At 58.6% G+C, this 20828-nt stretch carries 18 protein-coding genes; 14 read left to right on the top strand and 4 right to left on the bottom strand.

What is annotated here, in order from left to right:
* Positions 1–8: 8 nt before the first annotated feature.
* The 5 genes from ubiA to BMY55_RS03145 all read left to right on the top strand — a co-directional run bounded on the left by ubiA (position 9) and on the right by BMY55_RS03145 (position 8484).
* Positions 9–977: a 4-hydroxybenzoate octaprenyltransferase gene (ubiA, locus tag BMY55_RS03165; protein WP_091428230.1), complete on the top strand. Its 969-nt coding sequence runs from the start codon at positions 9–11 to the stop codon at positions 975–977.
* A 64-nt stretch (positions 978–1041) separates the two neighbouring features.
* Positions 1042–3135, top strand: a complete 2094-nt coding sequence (locus BMY55_RS03160) for an OmpA family protein (RefSeq protein WP_091428228.1) — start codon at positions 1042–1044, stop codon at positions 3133–3135.
* Between the two features lie 24 nt (positions 3136–3159).
* Positions 3160–3489 (top strand): hypothetical protein, encoded by a 330-nt coding sequence (locus BMY55_RS03155; protein WP_091428227.1) that lies wholly within the window; start codon positions 3160–3162, stop codon positions 3487–3489.
* A 131-nt stretch (positions 3490–3620) separates the two neighbouring features.
* Positions 3621–5276, top strand: coding sequence for a sulfatase-like hydrolase/transferase (locus BMY55_RS03150; RefSeq protein ID WP_091428225.1), 1656 nt, complete (start codon positions 3621–3623; stop codon positions 5274–5276).
* 1 nt (position 5277) lies between these two features.
* Complete coding sequence (locus BMY55_RS03145; protein ID WP_245744634.1) at positions 5278–8484, top strand: reductive dehalogenase; 3207 nt, start codon at positions 5278–5280, stop codon at positions 8482–8484.
* Between the two features lie 7 nt (positions 8485–8491).
* On the opposite strand, the gene BMY55_RS03140 is transcribed toward BMY55_RS03145, so the two are convergent.
* From BMY55_RS03140 to BMY55_RS03130, 3 genes are read right to left on the bottom strand one after another with little or no spacing between them, the layout of a single operon-like run.
* Positions 8492–9880 carry a sensor histidine kinase gene (locus BMY55_RS03140; RefSeq protein ID WP_091428223.1) on the bottom strand — a complete coding sequence of 463 codons (1389 nt, stop codon included), beginning with the start codon at positions 9878–9880 and terminating at the stop codon, positions 8492–8494.
* A gap of 24 nt (positions 9881–9904) precedes the next feature.
* Positions 9905–11275 carry a dihydrolipoyl dehydrogenase family protein gene (locus tag BMY55_RS03135; protein ID WP_091428221.1) on the bottom strand — a complete coding sequence of 457 codons (1371 nt, stop codon included), beginning with the start codon at positions 11273–11275 and terminating at the stop codon, positions 9905–9907.
* Between the two features lies 1 nt (position 11276).
* Entirely contained in the window at positions 11277–12014 is a 738-nt protein-coding gene (locus BMY55_RS03130) for a TVP38/TMEM64 family protein (RefSeq protein WP_091431966.1), read from the bottom strand.
* 257 nt (positions 12015–12271) lie between these two features.
* Between BMY55_RS03130 and rpmH the strand changes: the two genes are divergently transcribed.
* The 8 genes from rpmH (at position 12272) to yihA (ending at position 19072) form a co-directional block, all read left to right on the top strand.
* Positions 12272–12406, top strand: a complete 135-nt coding sequence (rpmH, locus tag BMY55_RS03125; RefSeq protein ID WP_091428219.1) for a 50S ribosomal protein L34 — start codon at positions 12272–12274, stop codon at positions 12404–12406.
* Positions 12407–12423: 17 nt separating this feature from the next.
* Positions 12424–12864 (top strand): ribonuclease P protein component, encoded by a 441-nt coding sequence (gene rnpA, locus BMY55_RS03120; RefSeq protein WP_091428217.1) that lies wholly within the window; start codon positions 12424–12426, stop codon positions 12862–12864.
* Positions 12861–13109: a membrane protein insertion efficiency factor YidD gene (gene yidD, locus BMY55_RS03115; RefSeq protein WP_091428215.1), complete on the top strand. Its 249-nt coding sequence runs from the start codon at positions 12861–12863 to the stop codon at positions 13107–13109. The genes rnpA and yidD overlap by 4 nt, the downstream gene beginning before the upstream one ends.
* A gap of 143 nt (positions 13110–13252) precedes the next feature.
* Positions 13253–14104, top strand: a complete 852-nt coding sequence (gene ttcA / locus BMY55_RS03110) for a tRNA 2-thiocytidine(32) synthetase TtcA (protein ID WP_091431965.1) — start codon at positions 13253–13255, stop codon at positions 14102–14104.
* Between the two features lie 113 nt (positions 14105–14217).
* Positions 14218–15750 carry a putative bifunctional diguanylate cyclase/phosphodiesterase gene (locus tag BMY55_RS03105; protein WP_091428213.1) on the top strand — a complete coding sequence of 511 codons (1533 nt, stop codon included), beginning with the start codon at positions 14218–14220 and terminating at the stop codon, positions 15748–15750.
* A 108-nt stretch (positions 15751–15858) separates the two neighbouring features.
* Positions 15859–17670 (top strand): membrane protein insertase YidC, encoded by a 1812-nt coding sequence (yidC, locus tag BMY55_RS03100; protein WP_091428211.1) that lies wholly within the window; start codon positions 15859–15861, stop codon positions 17668–17670.
* Positions 17667–18422, top strand: coding sequence for an MOSC domain-containing protein (locus BMY55_RS03095; protein WP_407639073.1), 756 nt, complete (start codon positions 17667–17669; stop codon positions 18420–18422). Before yidC ends, BMY55_RS03095 begins: the two co-directional genes overlap by 4 nt.
* On the top strand, positions 18419–19072 hold the full coding sequence (yihA, locus tag BMY55_RS03090) for a ribosome biogenesis GTP-binding protein YihA/YsxC (protein ID WP_091428208.1): 654 nt from the start codon (positions 18419–18421) through the stop codon (positions 19070–19072). The genes BMY55_RS03095 and yihA overlap by 4 nt, the downstream gene beginning before the upstream one ends.
* 7 nt (positions 19073–19079) lie before the next feature.
* On the opposite strand, the gene BMY55_RS03085 is transcribed toward yihA, so the two are convergent.
* Positions 19080–19814, bottom strand: a complete 735-nt coding sequence (locus BMY55_RS03085; RefSeq protein ID WP_091431963.1) for an SDR family NAD(P)-dependent oxidoreductase — start codon at positions 19812–19814, stop codon at positions 19080–19082.
* A gap of 116 nt (positions 19815–19930) precedes the next feature.
* On the opposite strand from BMY55_RS03085, the gene argB reads away from it, so the two are divergent.
* Entirely contained in the window at positions 19931–20791 is an 861-nt protein-coding gene (gene argB / locus BMY55_RS03080) for an acetylglutamate kinase (RefSeq protein ID WP_091428206.1), read from the top strand.
* Positions 20792–20828 lie beyond the last annotated feature (37 nt).

The following is a 20828-nucleotide window of genomic DNA, read 5'->3' as shown; positions in this document are numbered from 1 at the left end:
GGAAACCTATGACCCAAAACGCCGATATGCCAGAGCCAAAAGGGCGGGTGTCCGACGCCTATAGCGGCAATTGGGTCGATCATCGCGCCCCGACATGGAGCCGCCCTTACCTGCGCCTGAGCCGCGCGGACCGACCCATCGGCACCTGGCTTTTACTGCTACCATGCTGGTGGGGGGTATTGCTTGCCGCCAACGTCACCGGGCGTTTCGGTTGGTTTGATGTGTGGATCATGTTGGGGTGTGCCATCGGCGCTTGGCTGATGCGTGGGGCGGGTTGCACGTGGAATGACATCACCGACCGGGACATTGATGCGCGGGTCGAACGAACGCGCAGTCGCCCTATTCCATCCGGGCAGGTCACGGCACGGCAAGCCGCAATCTGGATGGCGCTGCAAGCCCTGATCGCGTTTGGCATTCTGCTGACCTTCAACGGCGCGACCATCTTGCTGGGCATTATCTCACTGCTGCCAGTCGCCATATATCCGTTTGCAAAGCGGTTTACCTGGTGGCCACAGGTCTTTCTGGGCATCGCCTTCAACTGGGGCGCGCTTCTGGCGTGGACCGCGCATACCGGAAGCCTTGGCTGGCCCGCAGTGATGCTTTATGTCGCAGGTATCGCGTGGACACTGTTTTACGACACGATCTATGCCCATCAGGACACCGAAGATGACGCCCTGATCGGTGTAAAATCCACCGCCCGCCTGTTTGGCGACAACAGCCGACGTTGGTTGCTGTTGTTTCAGATTCTGACGGTTGCCCTGATGGCATTTGCAGTTGTTTTGGCCTTGGTTCCCGGTGCAAATGTCCTGTCATTGGCCATCGCTCTTGGCGGAGTCTGGTTCATGGGTTGGCATATGGTGTGGCAACTCGGGCAACTGAAAACAGACAATCCGGAAACCTGCCTGCGACTGTTCCGATCCAACCGGAATACTGGACTGATCCCTGTGCTGTTTCTCGCCATTGCGATATTGCTTTGATTGCGCCGGGACGCGACACACCTTATGAAGCATGGGATTCACTAGACAACGGACGCCATTCAACATGCGCCTTTCGCAAGTTTTTCTTGTTCCCGCCTCGTTCTTTATTGCGGCTTTGGTGTCACTTCTTGCAGCCAATCTTGCGGTGTCCACCATCGAGACAACGTCGCAGGACGGCGTCAAGGACGAACTGTTCCTGCAGGGCCATGAATGGGCCAGCGTCCAAGCCGATGGGCTTCAGGTTATCCTGTCCGGCGTGGCCCCCAGTGAAGCCGCCCGGTTTCGGGCGCTCGCGGCAGCCGGAAAGGTTGTTGATTCGACCCGTGTCATTGATAACGTGACGATCCCCGCAGCTGAAGCGATCAAGCCGCCGCGCTTTTCGATCGAGATTTTGCGCAATGACGCCGGTATTTCCATGATAGGCCTAATCCCGGCGGCCACTGACCGCGAGGCCCTTAACAGCGACGTTAACGCAATTGCACGCGATTCCCATGTCACCGACCTGCTTGAAACCGCTGACTATCCAATGCCCGCCAATTGGGACGAGGCGCTGGCCTTCGCGGTTTACGCACTTGAGACATTGCCACGCTCGAAAATATCTATGGATGCGCATAAAGTGGCAATCACTGCGCTGGCGGATAGCGAAGATCAGAAAGCCAAGTGGGCGCGCGATCTGAAACGCGCAGCCCCCCGCACGGCCCTTCTGTCGATTGATATTTCGGCACCGCGACCAGTGATCACCCCATTCACATTGCGGTTCCTGATCGACGAAAACGGCCCACGCTTCGATGCGTGTTCCGCACACACCACCGTCGGGCGCGCGCGGATTGTATCGGCGGCAACCGAAGCTGGCCTGACCGACGCAGCAAATTGCACCATCGGATTGGGTGTGCCGTCACCAGATTGGCCGGACGCCGTCGAAACCGGCATTCGTGCGGTCAGCGAGCTGGGCGGAGGATCAATCACCTTCTCGGACGCGGACGTGACACTTGTGGCCCCCGACACCACATCACAGGCAACCTTTGACCGTATTGTTGGCGAGTTGGAGAACAATCTGCCCGACCTTTATTCCCTGCATTCCGTCCTGCCAGCGCCCGTCAAGATTGACGGCAGCGGCGAAGGCAGTGGGCCACCCGAATTTGTCGCCACCCGAAGTCCAGAAGGAATGGTGCAAATGCGGGGCCGCCTGACCGATGAAACCTTGCGAAGCGCCACCGTGAGCTTTGCTCGGGCGAAGTTCGGATCGGGCAATGTGTATCCTGCTACACGGCTGGACAGCGAACTGCCAAGTGATTGGCCGACGCGTGTTCTTGCGGGATTGGAAGCCCTGTCCTTTCTGTCCAGCGGGTCGGTCGTGGTCCAACCCGAGGTCGTGGACATTCGCGGCGTCACCGGCGACCCGGATGCAAGCGACACCGTCTCGCGCATTCTGAGCGAAAAACTGGGGGCGTCCGAGAATTTCCAGATCAATGTGGATTATCAGGAAGAGCTTGATCCACTTCTGTCGTTGCCCAGCCCAGAGCAATGCGCCGCCAATATCAATGCCATCATGGCGAAGAAGAAGATCACATTTGCGCCCGGATCAGCCAACATAGAAGCGTCCGCCGCCGATACCATCGACGAGATCGCCGAGATTATGAAGGACTGCGCGGATGTCCGCATGGAAATTCAGGGCTATACCGACAGTCAAGGTCGCGAGGAAATGAACCTTGCCCTTTCGCAAAGCCGGGCACAGGCAGTGTTGAATGCACTTCTGACGCGGCGCATTCTGACGACAAACCTGACCGCAAAGGGTTATGGCGAGGCTGATCCGATTGCAGATAACGGCTCTGAGGAAGGTCGCGAAGCCAACCGCCGGATCGAGTTTCGTCTGCTCGATACATCCGGGAGGTCGGATGACAATACGGGCACAGATCAGGAAGGGTCCGATGGCGCTGGTGATGCTGATTCCACGCCAGATGACGGCACCCCCGCAGATGCGGACGCCGAAAATGCCGGGGCCGCGGAGACAGACGCTGGCGCAGATTCTGACGAGGGCGATGCCAACCCGACCGACGAAGACGCAGCCCCTGACACCGACCCGCTACCCGATAGCGGCATAGATGTGCACTCGCCCGAAGCCGATGACACCCGCCCCCAACCGCGCCCCGAGCGCTAGGCCACCAAACAAGGACTTCCCACGATGAACAGAACAGAGTTTATCATCGTCACCGCCATCATCCTGTTCGTGGCATTCGCACTTGGATGGTTTTCCCATTGGCTGATCCATCGGTTCGTTCAGGTCGCCGGAACCGAAATGGACGAGCTGGACAAGATGGCTCAGGCCCTTCACGAAGCAGAAGAAACTCGCGATCAGGCCATGATCTATCTACAGCAGCGCGAGGCTGAAATGTCCAACCAGTTGCAACAGACCGAGGCAGAACTTAGCGCCGCTATGGACGGTCTGCGTGACGCCCGTCAAGAAGCGGGTGAGCTTCGTGCCTATATCGAACGGGTTCAACAGGCGACCTGACCCACACCCGGTGAGAAGCCCAACCTCCACAGGAAATGGATATTGAATCCAATATGGGGTAGCGCCCCCTTCGCGTCCATGCTCAACTGATTCCATTGCGAACAGAATGATATGCCGTGGGAGGCGCGGGCATGGCTCCAAATATCCTTTTCATCATGTATGATCAGTTGCGGTTCGATTATCTCAGCTGTGCCGGACACCCGACATTAGAAACACCGAGTTTCGACCGTGTGGCCGCGCGCGGGGTGCGATTTGATCGCGCCTATTGCCAGTCACCCGTCTGCGGTGCCAGCCGGATGAGCACCTATACCGGCCGCTATGTGTCTTCGCACGGGGCCGCTCATAACAACTTCCCCCTGAAGGTTGGCGAAATGACGATGGGCGACCATCTGCGCAAAGCCGGGATGGAGTGCTGGCTGATCGGCAAGACCCACATGAAAGCGGATGCCGAAGGTATGGCGCGGCTGGGCCTGTCGCCAGACAGTGTCATCGGTGCGCGCGTCGAAGAATGCGGGTTCGATGTATGGATTCGTGACGATGGACTCTGGGCCGAGGGGCCGGACGGGTTCTATGACCGAAAACGTTCGCCCTATAACGAATATCTCAAAGCAAAGGGCTACCCATCGGAAAACCCGTGGCACGACAATGCAAATGCAGGCATCACGGGCGCAGGCGACATCGCTTCGGGGTTCCTGATGATGCATGCCGACAAGCCTGCGAACATCCGGGAAGAGGACAGCGAAACGCCGTGGCTGACAAGCCGCACGATTGATTTCATCGAGGCGCAGAAGGGCAAGGGACCGTGGTGTGCCCATGTCAGCTTCATCAAGCCGCACTGGCCCTATATTGTGCCCGCGCCCTATCACGATATGTATGGCGTGGACGACATCGTGCCCGTGGTTCGATCTGACGCCGAACGCCGAGATCCGCACCCGGTCTACGGTGCTTACATGGAGGGCGGCGTCGGCACCGCCTTTTCCCGCGACGAGGTGCGCAGAACCGTCATCCCCGCCTATATGGGGCTGATCAAGCAATGCGATGACCAGTTGGGGCGGTTGCTGGATTATCTGGATGACACCGGGCAGGCAGATGACACGGTGATCGTGCTCACCTCGGATCATGGCGATTATCTGGGCGACCATTGGATGGGCGAAAAGGACATGTTCCACGACCCATCCGCACGGGTGCCGCTGATCATCTCTGACCCTCGGCCCTCGGCCGATTCCCGTCGTGGCACGGTCTGCGACAAGTTGGTTGAGCAGATCGACCTTGCCGCCACGTTTGTTGAGATGGCTGGCGGAGAGGTGCCGCGCCATATCCTTGAAGGCCGATCCCTGGTGCCGCTTCTGGAAGGGAAAGACACCGCGTGGCGCAATTTTGCGATCAGCGAATATGACTTCTCGACCTCGGGCGCGGCCTCCAGGCTGGGGCTTGCACCGAAGGATTGCCGGCTGTTCATGGTCGTGACCGACCGTTGGAAGATGACGCATGCCGAGGGCGGCTTTCGACCGATGCTGTTCGACCTGCAAAACGACCCCGACGAGTTGGTCGATCTGGGCGCGTCGGGTGATCATGCTGAAGTCATCTCAGCCCTTTATGACAAGCTGTTTCACTGGGCGCGGCGGCAATCGCACCGCACCACAATCTCGGACGCGCAGATCGAAGCGCGGCGCAAAGGAGGATCTGCTCGCGTCGGTATTCTGTTGGGTCTGTTCGGAGACGAAGATATACCGCCAGACTATCTGACCGCCTATTCCGGCAAGGCCACGTCGGTGGATCAAACCTGAAATGCGGCTGTTTTCGACCAAGAACCGCCCGGTGCATATGGGACCATACCCGCTTGAAGGGCTGAGCCGCACAGACGGCACACCCGATTTGTCTGGCATACCCGCCTTGTCGCCGGTGCGGTTTGACCGTGCCGACCAACCGGACAGCATCGTCAATGCAATGGCGCCCTATCAGGCTGCACTGGACGCGATACGGGATGGCGATGTGAACCCGGCGCGGGCCACTATCCCCGATGACCCCACCGCGCGCGCCGAGCATCTGAAAGCGTTTGGCTATTTCTCGGACGCGTCCATGGTGGGTATCGCGGATCTGGGGTCAGATGACTTTCTGAGACAGCCGATCATCAATCCGAATATTGGGGCGCTTGTCACGTCACTCAACAGCCGCGAAGTGCACACACTGGCCGCTGGCATCGACACATTGATGGCAGAACTGCGCGAAAATCTTGGGGCATCGCCACGCGAGATCAGCTGCCACCGGTATGCTCTGGTATTCCTTTATGAGTATCACCGCGACCCCAGACCGGACGAACCGGGGGCCGCATGGATCATGGATGCGCAGGCGCAGCGCGCCTGTCTGCTGGGGGCTGAAACCGCCATTGTCATTGCAAACTACATCCGTCTTCTGGGTTTTGATGCCAGGGCGCATACGGGGTCTGCCACCGATGTTGATCTGAACCGGCTGGCGGTTGCAGCGGGTCTGGCAACGATCGAGAACGCACAAATCGTTGCGCCGTGGATCGGCCCTCGGTTCGGACTGGCGGCGGTGACGACCGACATGGCGCTGACACCCGACAAGGCTCTTGCGCCAATGTCGGGACAACCATGGCACCAGATCAACGGACCGACGTGGTGGCTGGGAACAAAGACAACGAAATCGGCGCTGAACCGCGACCCATACGCCAAGCGCGACTATGCCATGGGCGCCCATCCGTTCGAGCGCCTGAAGCGTGTCGACACGCCGACAACCTATATCGACGAACCCAATGTTGCCCGCGTTCCGAAACGCGCCGACATGTTTGCCCGCGCACAATTCGGTGACATGGGAAAGCACTTGCAGGAAAACTCGTCCGGCGGACTTTATGTTCGCAAGGCGGCGCCAAGCTATGCCCAGCGCCGCGCATTGGGGGTGCTGACACCCCTACAGGACGGACCCGTCGCGGATCAAGCCAGCCGTCCCAGTGACCCGGTCGCAAACGCCGCCGCGCTAAAGGCTGCCAGTTATTTCCTTGGGATCGACGCAGTGGGCACCAGTCGCTGCCCGGAATGGGTGTGGTACAGCCACGATGCCACAGGGGCCGAGATCAAGCCCTCGCATGGTCAAGCGGTCTCGATGATCGTGGATCAGGGATTTGAGACGATGGAGGGCGCGTCGGGGGACGACTGGATCGCCGTCAGCCAATCCATGCGCGCTTATCTGCGTTTCTCTCTGATCGGTGGCGTGATCGCACAACATATCCGCAACCTTGGCTATGCCGCCAAGGCGCATACCGTGATGGATGGAACTGTCCTGCAACCGCCCCTTCTGCTTCTAGCCGGATTGGGCGAGGTCAGCCGGATCGGCGAGGTTATCCTGAACCCCTATCTTGGCCCGCGCCTGAAATCGGGGGTGGTGACGACCGATATGCCGATAGCACATGACAAACCAATCGACTTCGGCCTGCAACGGTTCTGCGAAGCCTGCAACAAATGCGCGCGCGAATGCCCATCGGGTGCCATCACCGCCGGACCGAAGCTGATGTTCAACGGCTATGAGATCTGGAAATCCGACAGTCAGAAATGCACAACCTATCGCGTAACCCAACCCGGTGGCGCCATGTGTGGTCGGTGTATGAAAACCTGCCCGTGGAACCTTGAAGGGCTGTTTGCGCAGACTCCGTTCCGCTGGGCGGCATCGACCCTGCCAGGTGCGGCCCCCGTTTTGGCGAAACTGGATGATGCCGTCGGCCATGGTGAACTGAATGACACCAAGAAATGGTGGTGGGATCTGAAACTTGGCCCGGATGGCGGGTATCATCCGACCGACATTCCGGCAAACCGTCGAGGACTGAACCGCGATCTGAGCCTTCGCTATGAAGATCAGACACTCGCTGTTTATCCCGCCCCCCTTGCCCCGCCGCCTTATCCATATCCGTTCCCAATGGAACGCGAGGCCGGAATCGCAGCCTATCAGGCGATGATCCCGGCCAGCGAATACCGCACCCGGCTGGCGGCAGGTGATCAAACGATGATCCATCGTTACACCGTGCCTGATGATGCGCCTGTGTTGCAGTTGGTGGTGAAGCGGGTCGACCCTATGGCCGAAGGTGTCAAGAAGTACGAGTTCTCGTCCCTCGACGGTGCCCCGCTTCCCGAATGGACCGCCGGCGCGCATCTGGATGTGCTGGTATCGCCAGATTTCCTGCGTCAGTATTCGTTGTCGGGTGATCCTGCGGATCGGATGAGCTATCAAATCGGAGTCTTGTGCGAACCGGACGGTCGCGGTGGTTCAGCCCTGTTGCATCGGATATTCACCGAGGGGCGCAAGGTTTTCGTCGCCAAGCCGATCAACCACTTTGAACTGGACGAAAGCGCCTCAAGAACTTTTCTGATGGGCGGTGGCATCGGCATCACGCCCATGATCGCGTTTGCCCATCGTCTGCACGCCATCGGCGCGGATTTCGCGCTGCACTATTCGGCCAGCCGCCGATCTGAAGCGGGATTTCTGACCGACCTTTCTGCGATGCCATGGGCGGAACACGTGCATCTTCATTTCTCGGATGAAGGCACGCGGGCGGATTTCGAGGCGATCCTGTCAGGCGCACCAGACGGCACGCATGTCTATTGCTGCGGCGCTGACCGCTATATGTCATCGGTGATGGAGGCAGCGGCGCGGCAGGGCATTCCCGAAACAGCGCTGCATCTGGAATACTTCACCCCGCCCGAACAACCGGATTACGAGAACCACCCGTTCACCATCAAACTGAAAGATGGGCGACGGATCGCGGTGCCCAAGGATCAAACAGCAGCAGGGGCGCTGAACACCGCGGGTGTTCATGTCGATGTGAAATGCTCAGACGGCATCTGTGGCGTCTGCAAATGCGGCGTGATCTCGGGCAAGGTCGAGCACCGCGACTTCGTCCTGTCCAACGCCCAGCGCGCAAACAGTATGATCCTGTGCCAAAGCCGGGCCGCAGACGCTGATGGCGTGATCGAGATTGACAGATAGTCAATAGTCACAAGGCGTGCACGACCTCTTTTGGCAAAGTCAGAAGGAACGTGGTTCCGCCTGGACCTGTTTGCTCCAGCACCAGCGTCCCGCCATGCCCCCGCGCAAGTTCGGCCGCAATCGCCAGCCCCAACCCAGATCCACCCTTGCGATTGGTGCCCGCGAAGGGTTGAAACAGATGTTCCAGCGCGGGTTTTGGAAGGCCCGGCCCGGTATCGGCCACCCGGATCTGCCAATCCTTGCTCGTTTCGGTTGCCTGAACGGCTATTTCACCCGGCTTGCCCGAAGCCACAATTGCCTGTCGAGCATTGCGCACGAGATTGGACAAAACCCGGTAAAGCTGCTCGGGATCGGCGCGCAACGTCATCCCGGTGGGAATATCCTCGGCAAAAGATATGTCATGGTCCCCTGCGGCCAGCCGTTCGCTATCGAATATGTCGCCTGCCAAATTGGCCAAGGCAACCCAACCCAATGCCGGCGCGGGTTCTTCCGCCTTGCCGAAAGTCAACGTATTTTCACACAGGCTAACCGCACGATGGATCGAGTTCACCAGCTTCGGTCCGATGCGTTTGACCATCGGATCCTTGCTGCTTTCCATGCGGTCGGCAAACAGTTGCGCCGTCGTCAGAATATTGCGCAGATCATGGCTGATCCGGGCAACTGCCCCACCCAGCTGCGCAAGCCGTTCTTTTTGTTTCAGCGCGCTGGTCAGATCGGTTTGAAGACTTTTCAGGGCAAGCTCGGCCTCTCGTAGCTCGGTGACATGGGTGCTGGGCTGGATGATCCTGCGCGCATCCTCGGGGTCGATGGCATAGTCTTTCATATTACCGACGACCCGTTTGATCGGTCGCACCATAAGCGAGCGCACAGCCAGAAACAAAAGACCCGCCGTGATCACCGAGATGACGGCCGATAAATAGAAGATGTTCAGACCATATTCCAGCATCGCGCTGCGCAGCTTGCCCGTCATCATGGTAATCTCGATCACCAACCCACCTTCACGCACCGGGTCGCCGATCACGCGGATCACCTCGGGTTCTGGCGTGAACAGGCGCACCATCGCGTCACGGATCAGGGTGAAAGGTGTCGATTGGCGCAGATCGAAACTTTTATCGACCGCCGCAGGCATGGGCGAGGACAGCATCAACTCGCGCACTTCATCGCGACGCAATACAACGTTGTAAACCTCGGCGTTTTCCAGAAGCTCCACTTCCAGTTCCGGCGCGATCATGTCATCGGCCAAAAGCACCAGCGACGCGATCTGCGCGCGTTCCAGTCGGGTGCGCAGGTAATCCTCGCGAAACCGCGCAACCGATGGCACGAAGATCAGCACTTCGGCCAACATGACGAACAGGGTCGTCAGGATCAGGAAACGTCCTGAAAGGGTGTTAAACACGGCGCGTGCTCCGCTGTTACATCATCACGGCAGGACCCGTTGCACCAGTCCGACAATCCGCTTGACCCAAGGGTTATCAAACAGTCGCGGCGAGAAATAGGCCCCTGCTGCACGTTTGCTGACTTCCGCCATCGTGGGATAGGGCGCGACCATGGCGGCGATCTGGCTCATCTTCAGGTTATTGGCCAGTGCCAGCGCCCAAAGATTGATCATCTCGCCCGCGCCCGGCCCGACAATGGACACGCCCACGGGGCGGCCTTTGACCACCATCACCTTGATCCGCCCATCGGTTTGCTGCGTGGCGATGGCGCGGTCATTGCCAGCGAAATCAAACCGGGCAACTTCCAGCCCGTCGCCATGCTTTTCACGCGCTTCGGCTTCGGTCAAACCGATTTGCGCCAGTTCGGGGGATGTATAAGTCGCCCAAGGGATGTGATCTGTGCGTTGCTTGGACGGCAACCCGAACAACATTGATCGGATGATGACCCCCGCGTGATACCCCGCCACATGGGTGAATTGCAGCCCGCCGGCCACGTCGCCTATCGCATAGACCTTGCGATTGGTGGTGCGCAGGCTGTCGTCCACCTTGATACCCGCGCGCGTGGGTTCGATGCCTGCGGCCTTCAGGTTCAGTTTTTCGGTGTTCGCTTTCCGGCCTACAGCCACCAGAAGATGTGTGCCTGTGAAGACGCGGCCATCTTTGACCTCCACCTCGATCGCGCCAACCTTTCCGCGCACCTCGGCGGCCAACGCCTCTTCCTCAATGGCGATGCCTTCGCCCCGCAAGACATCCAGCACCTGCGCCGCCAGTTCCGGGTCGTCCTTGCCCAGCGCCTTCGCCCCTTCGATCACCGTCACCTTGCTGCCCAGCCGTCGATGCGCCTGCGCCATTTCCATGCCAATCGGCCCCCCGCCGATAATCAGCAGATGCTTGGGCTGCTCTTCCAGGTCAAAAAGCGTTTCATTCGTCAGATACGGTACCTTGTCCAACCCCGGAATGGGTGGCACGAAGGGCGACGAGCCGGTGGCAATCACAAAGCGGCGCGCTTCGATGACATCGTCGCCCACTTCGACCTCGGTCGGCGAGATAAACCGGCCATAATCCTGAATGACGCGCACGCCCAACCCGTCGAACCGTTCAACCGAATCGTGCGGTTCAATGGTCGCGATGGTCTGGCGCACATGGGCGTGGGCGTCGTCCCAACCCATCCCCGACTTCGCTGCGTGCAGCAGCGCCTTGGACGGCACACAGCCATAGTTCAGGCAGTCTCCGCCCATCTTGTGGCCTTCCAGCAGCACAACGGAGGCGCCCATCTGAACCGCGCCTGATGCCACCGACAGACCGCCAGATCCACCCCCGATGACGCAAACATCAACTATGATACGTTTGACCATCTCAGGCTCCTTTTTTGAAACGCTTCAGCACCATAGGAAGGGCGGCCAGCGCCGCCAGTCCCAATATGGGCAGAAGGATGTGGGGTTCGAAAATGATACCCAGATCGGGGGTTTCACCACGGGCGAAAACCTCGCCCAGCCCGGCGCCGACGGATGTATAGACCAGCGCACCAGGCATGATCCCAAGGAACGTTGAGAACACAAAGCGATAGAGTGGCACCCCGACCAATGCGGGGATCAGGTTGGCCACGAAGAAGGGCACCGCGGGGACAAGCCGGATCAGGAACAAAACCGACCATTGATTTTCGTCGATTCCATCCTTGATCGCCTTCACCTTACCCTCGCTGGCTTCCATCCGGGCGGCCAGCTTCTCGCCCAATCCCCAGCGGGCCGCCAGAAAGATGATCACGGCCCCTATCGTGGCGCCAGTCACGTTGAACAACACCCCGGGAAAGGTTGAAAAAAGGAACCCGCCGGTCAACGTGGCAATTGTCGCGCCGGGCAGTGAAAAGCCGACGATCAAGACATAGGCCAGTATGAACACCAGCACCGTCATCAGATAGTTGGCGTCGCGAAACGCCAGAAGCGCCTCGCGGTTCTGCGCCAGTGTCTCGAAGCTTAGATAATCGCGGAGGGTGAAGGCCCCAACAATGGCGACGATCAGAATGGCGATAATCGGAAGGCGGCGCAGCAAGGGGTGCTGGACTTGTTTGGGCGTCTGCGTCTTTGGTTCGATCATCATCATATGCGGCTCCGGTGCCTGTGCGGCGTCGGGCCGCGTGGGGTTCGCAACAGGATGGGGTGAAATACCCCCCTTGCCCACCCACATCACGCGTGGTTGAACCGAGATGACCAAATCGTTCCCGCCTGTAACAATGGCCGGAAAATTCTGCATCAGGCATTTGACTTGCCTGTCAATGACCCCTATAGACCGGGCTTCGAATGACACACGCTCCGAATCCACCGGGATTGGGAAGCAATTGACGGAGACGGGCGATGAAACGCACCTACCAACCTTCGAACCTGGTTCGCAAACGCCGCCACGGCTTCCGTGCGCGTATGGCAACTGCGGCTGGCCGTAAGATTCTGAACGCGCGCCGTGCACGCGGTCGGAAGTCGCTGAGCGCATAAGCCGTCGGGTCGCAGTCATGTCTGCGCCCAAAGCTGACATTACGAAGACCGCCGAGGCCGAAGGGCCTGCGGCGGTTTCCGTTTGTACAGATGATCCAAAGATTGCGACCTTGACCGAGCGGCGTGATTTTCTGGCCGCCGCCCGCGCCCGGCGCGCACCTGCACCTGCCTTTCTGTTGCAAGCACGCAAGCGATGCGCCGATGAAGCGGCCCCGCCCGCGCAGATTCGCGTTGGTTTCACATGTTCGAAGAAAGTCGGCAACGCCGTCGCCCGGAACCGCGCCAAACGCCGCTTGCGCGCAATCGCCCGCGACATTCTGCCGACCCATGGCAAGCCGGGATGGGACTACGTGCTGATCGGTCGCGCTGTAAGGACCGCCAGTCGTGATTACACTGAACTGCAAGCGGACCTGGTCCGCGCCATTAGACAAATACACACGCCGCGTCAGAAATCATGAACCCCGCCGCCTATCTCTTGTCACTTCCAATCCGCGCCTATCGAATGGTCTTTAGCCCATGGGTCGGTTGGAGTTGCCGATATCAACCGACATGCAGCGCCTATGCGCTTGAGGCGTTGCAGATGCATGGGGCGATCAAAGGTGGATGGTTGGCCGCAAAACGGATTGCGCGCTGCAATCCGTGGGGGTCGTGCGGCTATGACCCGGTGCCTGGCGCTGATCACGACTGCAAACCCCCGGACTGACCGGATCGTGGCCCGACGAACACGGCCTGCGGCTTTTGAACACGGTTCTTGATATCCCGGCGGTCACAAGAGCACGCCGCAAATATTACGAACGCTTGCCAGACGCCGCCAAAGTGCTTAGACGCCCGCCCATGACCGATATCATCAGCGACCAACTGGACGACATTCACCCGCTGTTTCACGGCGCACCCTCGACCACCGAGTTCAGGAAGCTGCGCAAACGCATCATGCGAAATGTGCGCGAAGCCTTGGACCAATACGGCATGGTCGAACGCGGGGCGAAATGGCTGGTCTGCTTGTCTGGTGGCAAAGACAGCTATACGATGCTGGCCGCGCTGTACGAGCTGAAATGGCGCGGTGTCCTCCCGGTCGAGCTTGTAGCCTGCAATCTTGACCAGGGGCAGCCGGGTTTCCCCGCCACCGTCCTGCCCGAGTTCCTTGAAAAGATGCAGGTGCCCCACCGGATCGAGTACGAAGACACCTATTCGATCGTCATGGACAAGATCCCGCAAGGGCGCACTTTCTGTTCGCTTTGTTCGCGACTGCGCCGTGGCAATCTGTATCGAATAGCGCGCGAAGAAGGCTGTTCGGCCGTGGTTCTGGGACACCACCGTGACGACATTCTGGAAACCTTCTTCATGAACCTGTTTCACGGTGGGCGATTGGCCACCATGCCACCAAAGCTTGTGAACGAAGAAGGCGACCTGTTCGTATATCGCCCACTTGCCCACGTCGCCGAAAAAGATTGCGAGAAGTTCGCCACCCAGATGAACTATCCGATTATCCCTTGTGATCTGTGCGGGTCGCAAGACGGATTGCAGCGACAGCAGGTGAAGAAAATCCTGGACGGGTGGGAGGCGAACTTTCCCGGTCGCCGCCAAATCATGTTCAAAGCCCTGATGAACACGCGCCCCAGCCACCTGCTGGACCCGCAACTGTTCGACTTCAAAGGTCTGATGCTAAGCACGGCAGAAGATCAGGACAATTCGCTCTAATTTTCCGGCACAGATTAACCTCTGATTGACCACACGTTCCTATTTTGTCCCTGACCAGGGTGGCATTTGCATTGCCGACATGGGTGTGTGACGCGCGACAAAAGGAACCTGTCATGGCGGTAGTTCAGGGTGCAGAGGAAGTAAAACGACGTATTCGCGCGGTATTGAAAGCACCGCATTTGGCAGCCTTTCTGCCAGCGATCATGGTTTTCGCCTACTGGTATGGCGGCGAACAACTGATGTTTCTGGTCGCCATCCTGTTTCCGGGTCTGCTGGCCATCGGCGGCGCAATGACTCGTCCATCGCCGCCAGTGCTTCAAAAAATTGACACGACCACCGGACTGCCGCGACGCGTCAAGCTGCTTGAACAATTGGACCTTGGCTTCAGACCCAATGCAGAATTTGAGAAATCGTGCATCGTCATTGAAATCGACGATTTTGGAAAACTGGCCGAACAGCTTGGCACGGATGGCATCGACCATGTGCTTCGTGCTGTGTCGGACCGATTGCGGACAGCTTTGCGTGAATCCGATCTGGTCTGCGCGCTGGAGCCGGGTCGATTTGGCTTCTCGATCGACAAGCGGCAGCGCGCAGACCTGGAAGCCACGCTGCAATTGGCGGCCCGGCTTCAGACCGCTGTCAGCGACGCGATCTCGCTGGGTCAGACTCGGGTTTTGCTGTCGTCCTGCGTGGGCTTCGCCTTGCCGGGCCGGTCGCCCGAAGCCACAGGCGAGGCGCTACTTGCTGCTGCCGAAAGTGCGCTTGCCGTTGCGATTCAGTCCGGGCCAGGATCGATTCGCGCCTTTTCTAACGGTATGGCTCCACGTGTCGGACGGGTTGAACACACCCGCGACACTCTGCTTTGTGCGTTGGATGAAGGCCAGATCAAACCGTGGTTTCAGCCTCAGGTCTGTGTGAAAACGGGACGCATCACCGGCTGCGAGGCACTGGCACGGTGGCAACACCCAACCATGGGGCCAATCGCACCCGGGGCGTTTTTACCCGCCATCGCCAAGGCGGGGCTGATGGAGCGACTGGGTGAAGTCGTACTGTTTGATGCGCTGTCGGCTGTGCGCGACTGGGATCGTGATGGGCTGATTGTGCCGGCTGTAGCGGTCAATGTCTCGGCCGACGAGTTGAACAACCCCACATTAAGCGAGAAAATCAAATGGGAACTGGATCGGTTCGACACCCCACCCGAACGCTTGGTGATCGAAATTCTTGAAAATGTAATCGCCCAAACCGAAGACGACGTCGCGATCCACAACGTCAATGCGTTGGCGGCTTCGGGATGCAAGATAGATCTTGACGATTTCGGCACAGGGAACGCGGCAATCGCCAGCATTGCACGCTTCAACGTCCATCGGATCAAGGTCGACCGATCCTTCGTCACCCATATCGACACCGACCCGGACCAACAAAACATGATCTCGGCCATCCTGACCATCGCGAAACAACTGGATATCGGCACGGTTGCAGAGGGGGTCGAAACCCATGCAGAACATGCAATGCTTGCCACATTGGGCTGTGACCATGCACAGGGCTATGTGATTGCCAAGCCGATGCCTGCCCCTGCGTTTCTGGAATGGGCTTTGATGCATCAACAAAAAAGGGCGCCGGATATGGTTGTTCCCAAGCTTGCATAAGGCCTGGATCTTCCGGAATGCACGGGGTGCGCACCTTAAAACTGCTTGACCTTTTGCGCCCTGCCCTGTTGAACCACTCTGACCGAAATTGATGAGTGGTAGGCCCCGATGGACGACCAAAACAAGAACCTGATCCTGGCAACAGTGCTGAGTTTTCTCGTCATCACTGGATGGATGATCATGTTTCCTCCGGCTGAACCCGTCGAAAGCACCACGCCGACCGAGCAGGTGACCGACGAAGGTCAAGTCGTTCCCGCCCTTCCTGACACCAACAGCGCGGCTGCCACTGCTGCCACAACCACAGATGTATCGGCCGAACAGGCCAATGTTGGCCGCGTCGAAATCGACACGCCCGAGCTCGCCGGATCGATTTCCCTACTTGGCGGACGCCTGGATGACCTTAAGCTGAAAGATTATCGCGTCGAGCTGTCGAAAGACAGTGACATCGTCAAACTGCTGCGCCCCACGGGCGAGGCCGAGGCGTATTACGCCCTGTATGGCTGGACACCGGGCGGACAGACGACATTGGAAGACGTCCCCGGTCCAACCACCATCTGGACAGTGGAAACCGGCACCAAACTGACGCCGGAAACGCCGGTTACGTTGCGCTGGGATAATGGCAATGGGCTGGTGTTCCGTCGCACTGTCTCCGTCGACGAAAACTTCATGTTCACCATCAATCAGTCGGTCGAGAACACAAGCAATACCGCCCACCGCATGGCACCTTATGGTGTGTTGGCGCGTCACGGTGAACCGTCGAACCTGAAAGGATTTTTTATCCTACATGAAGGCGTCATTCGTCAGGTCGATAAAGAACTGGAAGAAACCGACTATTCCGATGTGGCCGATCTTTCATTTGACGAACGCGAAGGCGCGCGGGCCGACGTGGCTCAAGTGGAAGAAAATGGCTGGATCGGCTTCACCGATCACTATTGGATGACCACGCTGATCCCGGAACCGGGTCAGGACTTCACCTCTGTCGTGCGCTATGCCGAAAAATCGGACATTTATCAGACACAGATCAGAATGCCGACGCAGGACGTCGCGCCCGGTGCCTCGGCCAGTGTCGAGACCCGGCTGTTCGCCGGTGCGAAAGAATGGGAAACCATCCGCGCCTATCAGAACGAAGACGGCATCTATAAATTCATCGACTCGATTGATTGGGGCTGGTTCTTCTTTCTGACAAAACCGATTTTCGCCGTCCTTCACTGGTTGAACGGCGTGATCGGAAATATGGGTTGGGCGATTATCGGTCTGACACTTGTGATCAAGGCAATCTTGTTCCCGCTCGCCTATAAATCCTATGTCTCGATGGCGAAGATGAAAGAGCTTCAGCCTGAGATGGAGAAGCTGAAAGAACGTGCCGGCGATGACCGGGCAAAACTTCAGCAAGAAATGATGGAGCTTTACAAGAAGGAAAAGGTCAACCCGGCCTCGGGCTGTCTGCCCATCCTGCTTCAGATCCCGATCTTCTTCTCGCTCTATAAAGTGATCTTCGTGACGCTGGAGCTGCGTCACGCGCCCTGGATCGGTTGGATCAAAGACCTTTCTGCGCCCGATCCCAGCTCGATCCTGAACCTGTTTGGCCTATTGCCTTTTGCGCCTCCGGGGCCGGAAAGCCTGCTGGCGATCGCGTCTCTGGGTGTGTTGCCGATTATCCTTGGTATCTCGATGTGGTTGCAACAGAAGCTGAACCCCGCGCCCACCGACCCGACTCAGGCAATGATCTTTGCGTGGATGCCATGGGTGTTCATGTTCATGCTGGGACAGTTTGCATCGGGCCTTGTGGTTTACTGGATTGCAAACAACACGATCACCTTTATCCAGCAATACACCATCATGCGCAGCCACGGGCACAAGCCCAATGTGCTGGGCAATGTATTGAAAACCTTCAAACGCAAGTCGAAGGACGTGGGATAATGGCGCATGTCGCCGAAATCTGGCGGCATCCGATCAAGTCGCACGGGCGTGAACCCCTTTTGCACGTGACGCTTAGGGCAGACGAATGTCTGCCCTATGATCGTCATTGGGCCGTGGCACATGAGGCTACCAAGTTAGAACATTCCAACAGATGGGTGCCATGTTCAAACTTTTCGCGCGGGGCGAAGGCGCCGTCTTTGATGGCTTTGGAGGCCAGTTTTGATGCTGCCAGTAACACGGTCACGCTAACCCATCCAAGTCAGCCCGGCGTCACATTCAACCCCGACCGAGCCGAGGATCACGCACGGTTCATCGAATGGGTCATCCCCCTTTGCCCAGCAAATCGGGCAGCACCCGTCCGCATCGTGAAGGCGGATCGCGGCATGACAGACACGGATTTTCCGTCGGTCTCGCTGATCAATCTGGCCTCTCATGCCGCGGTCGAAAAGCAGCTTGGGCAAGAATTGTCGCCGCTGCGCTGGCGTGGAAACCTGTTCCTGACAGGCTTTGACGCGTGGGAGGAGAAGGACTGGGTCGGTAAAACCGTTCGTGTCGGTGAGGTCGAGATAGAGGTCAGGGAAGAAATCACACGGTGCCTTGCCACCGCTGCCAACCCGCGCACCGGCCAACGCGATGCCGACACCTTGGGCGCGTTGAATCAAGGCTGGGACCATCAGGAATTCGGCGTCTATGGCTATGTCACCAAACCCGGTCGTGTTCACGTCGACAGCCCGGTCGAGGTCATCGCATGAACCAGCTTCCCTTTCCCCTTGCAGACGAGCCCGATCAACAGGATCGTGAGGCCGGACGCCTTTTGTTCGCGGCCGAAACCGATTTCCTGAAAGGTGTGGTCGCGATGGACGGCTTGCCGGCACCGGATCGGATCGAGGTGTGTTTCGCGGGGCGCTCCAATGTTGGAAAGTCCAGCCTGATCAATGCCCTGACCGGACGCAAAGGGTTGGCGCGCGCATCGAATACACCTGGCCGCACGCAGGAAATCAACTTCTTCACGACAACTGATGGCCCCTATCTGGTGGACCTTCCGGGCTATGGCTATGCCAATGCGCCGGTAAAGGTGGTCGAGAAATGGCAGCGACTGTTGAAGTCCTACCTCTCGGGCCGACAGAACTTGCGGCGGGCCTTCGTCTTGATCGATGCGCGTCACGGCGTGAAACCCGTAGATGACGAGATCATGTCGCTCCTGGACCAATCCGCCGTGACCTTTCAGGCGGTTTTGACCAAAGCCGACAAGGTGAAAGAAAAAGATCGCGAGAATATCTTGGCCCAGGTGCGTGGCGCGTTGTCCAAACACCCGGCTGCCTTTCCCGAACTGGTGCTGACCTCGTCCGACAAAGGACTGGGGATCGAAACCTTGCGCGCAATCATCGCCACGCTGGACTAACGTGCAATCAGACGTGTTGTGCGCCGTTCACTTCAATCTCGGTTCCCGAGATGTAAGAGCTGTCATCCGAACACAGGAAATAGATCGCGGCGGCGACTTCTTCCGGCTGGCCCAATCGCCGCATTGGCACCTTCTCGACAATCTTGTCGGTCCCAGGCGACAGGATCGAGGTTTCGACTTCACCCGGCGCAATGGCGTTCACACGCACTCCTAGCGGGCCGAAATCATGCGCCATTTCACGGGTCAGCGCGGCCAATGCGGCCTTCGATGTTGCATAGGCTGCACCGGCAAACGGATGAACGCGGACACCCGCGATTGATGTCACATTCACAACCGCACCCTTCGCGGCGGCCAGTTCATCCTTCAACCCTCGGGCCAGAACGACCGAGGCGAAGAAATTGACGTGAAACACCTTGCCCCAGTCCATCAGGTCTGTGTTCAATGTGCTCAATCGCTCACCATCCGGTCCTTTCGGTGAAATGCCGGCATTGTTGACCAATGCATCCAACCGGCCGTCCAGCTTGTCCTGAATGACCCCGACCGCATTGATCGTGTCGGCGGGGTCGGACAAATCCAGTTGCACGTGATCTTCACCGGCCCCACCCCATGGGCATTCCTCGGGGATAGGGTGCCGCGAACAGGTGATCACCCGCCAGCCCTCCAGATTGAACCGACGCACGGTTGCGTGGCCAATGCCACGGCTGGCCCCCGTCAGCAAAAGGGTCTTTTGTCTATCAGCCATGATCAGGGTTCCCTCGGTCGGTTTCGCCGCAACCCTATCAGCACACCGGCCGCGCGCAATGGGACTTGGCATGGAGGAACCAAGGCTCTAACACGGTGGGGCACGAGGATATTGGAATGAAGACCCAAGATATGAACCGCGATTGGATCGCCACAGCGCGCACCCTGTCCCAAGCCCTGCCCTATTTGCAGCGCTATACCGGCGCAACCGTCGTTATCAAGTTTGGCGGCAATGCCATGGGCGATGACGAGGCGATGGCCAGCTTTGCGCGCGACATTGTCCTGATGCGTCAGGTGGGTGTAAAACCCGTGGTCGTGCATGGCGGCGGGCCGATGATCAACGCGATGCTGGATCGGTTGCAGATCAAAAGCGAGTTTGTGAACGGCAAGCGCGTGACGGATGCGGCCACAGTTGAGGTGGTCGAGATGGTTCTGTCCGGCGCGGTCAACAAGCGGATCGTGCAAGCCATCAACGCCGAGGGCGGCAAGGCTGTGGGCCTGTCCGGCAAAGATGCGGGACTTGTCACTTGCGATCAGACGAACCCGGATCTTGGATTCGTTGGAACACCCTCCGAAGTGGATGTGTCGATCCTGCATGATCTTGCCGCGGCAGAAACGATTCCGGTGATCGCCCCCCTGGGTGCTGGTCGGAATGGCGAGACTTACAACATAAACGGCGACACGATGGCCGGGGCGATTGCGGCTGGTCTGAAGGCGGATCGCCTGCTTCTTTTGACGGATGTCGAAGGTGTGAAGAACGCCGATGGCGCGGTTCTGACCCAACTGACGCCTGTGCAAATCCGCGACATGACTGCCTCTGGCGTGATTGCGGGCGGGATGATACCCAAGACCGAAACCGCGCTGGCCGCGATTGATGGCGGCGTAAGGGCGGTGGTTATCCTTGATGGTCGCGCGCCCAATGCCTGCTTGTTGGAGCTTTATACCGATCTCGGTGCGGGGTCACTGATCCGCGCCTGATCGACGCAACACGCCATATCGCGCGAATTTGTCTTGC

The organism is Aliiroseovarius sediminilitoris, from assembly GCF_900109955.1.
Lineage (GTDB): Bacteria > Pseudomonadota > Alphaproteobacteria > Rhodobacterales > Rhodobacteraceae > Aliiroseovarius > Aliiroseovarius sediminilitoris.
This window is presented reverse-complemented; position numbering and strand designations above follow the sequence as displayed.

Bases quoted from the DNA above. Each gene is read 5' to 3' on its own strand.
- ubiA (WP_091428230.1), top strand. From the start codon at position 9: ATGACCCAAAACGCCGATATGCCAGAGCCAAAAGGGCGGGTGTCCGAC.
- BMY55_RS03160 (WP_091428228.1), top strand. From the start codon at position 1,042: ATGCGCCTTTCGCAAGTTTTTCTTGTTCCCGCCTCGTTCTTTATTGCG.
- BMY55_RS03155 (WP_091428227.1), top strand. From the start codon at position 3,160: ATGAACAGAACAGAGTTTATCATCGTCACCGCCATCATCCTGTTCGTG.
- BMY55_RS03150 (WP_091428225.1), top strand. From the start codon at position 3,621: ATGGCTCCAAATATCCTTTTCATCATGTATGATCAGTTGCGGTTCGAT.
- BMY55_RS03145 (WP_245744634.1), top strand. From the start codon at position 5,278: ATGCGGCTGTTTTCGACCAAGAACCGCCCGGTGCATATGGGACCATAC.
- BMY55_RS03135 (WP_091428221.1), bottom strand. From the start codon at position 11,275: ATGGTCAAACGTATCATAGTTGATGTTTGCGTCATCGGGGGTGGATCT.
- BMY55_RS03130 (WP_091431966.1), bottom strand. From the start codon at position 12,014: ATGATCGAACCAAAGACGCAGACGCCCAAACAAGTCCAGCACCCCTTG.
- rpmH (WP_091428219.1), top strand. From the start codon at position 12,272: ATGAAACGCACCTACCAACCTTCGAACCTGGTTCGCAAACGCCGCCAC.
- rnpA (WP_091428217.1), top strand. From the start codon at position 12,424: ATGTCTGCGCCCAAAGCTGACATTACGAAGACCGCCGAGGCCGAAGGG.
- yidD (WP_091428215.1), top strand. From the start codon at position 12,861: ATGAACCCCGCCGCCTATCTCTTGTCACTTCCAATCCGCGCCTATCGA.
- BMY55_RS03105 (WP_091428213.1), top strand. From the start codon at position 14,218: ATGGCGGTAGTTCAGGGTGCAGAGGAAGTAAAACGACGTATTCGCGCG.
- yidC (WP_091428211.1), top strand. From the start codon at position 15,859: ATGGACGACCAAAACAAGAACCTGATCCTGGCAACAGTGCTGAGTTTT.
- yihA (WP_091428208.1), top strand. From the start codon at position 18,419: ATGAACCAGCTTCCCTTTCCCCTTGCAGACGAGCCCGATCAACAGGAT.
- BMY55_RS03085 (WP_091431963.1), bottom strand. From the start codon at position 19,814: ATGGCTGATAGACAAAAGACCCTTTTGCTGACGGGGGCCAGCCGTGGC.
- argB (WP_091428206.1), top strand. From the start codon at position 19,931: ATGAAGACCCAAGATATGAACCGCGATTGGATCGCCACAGCGCGCACC.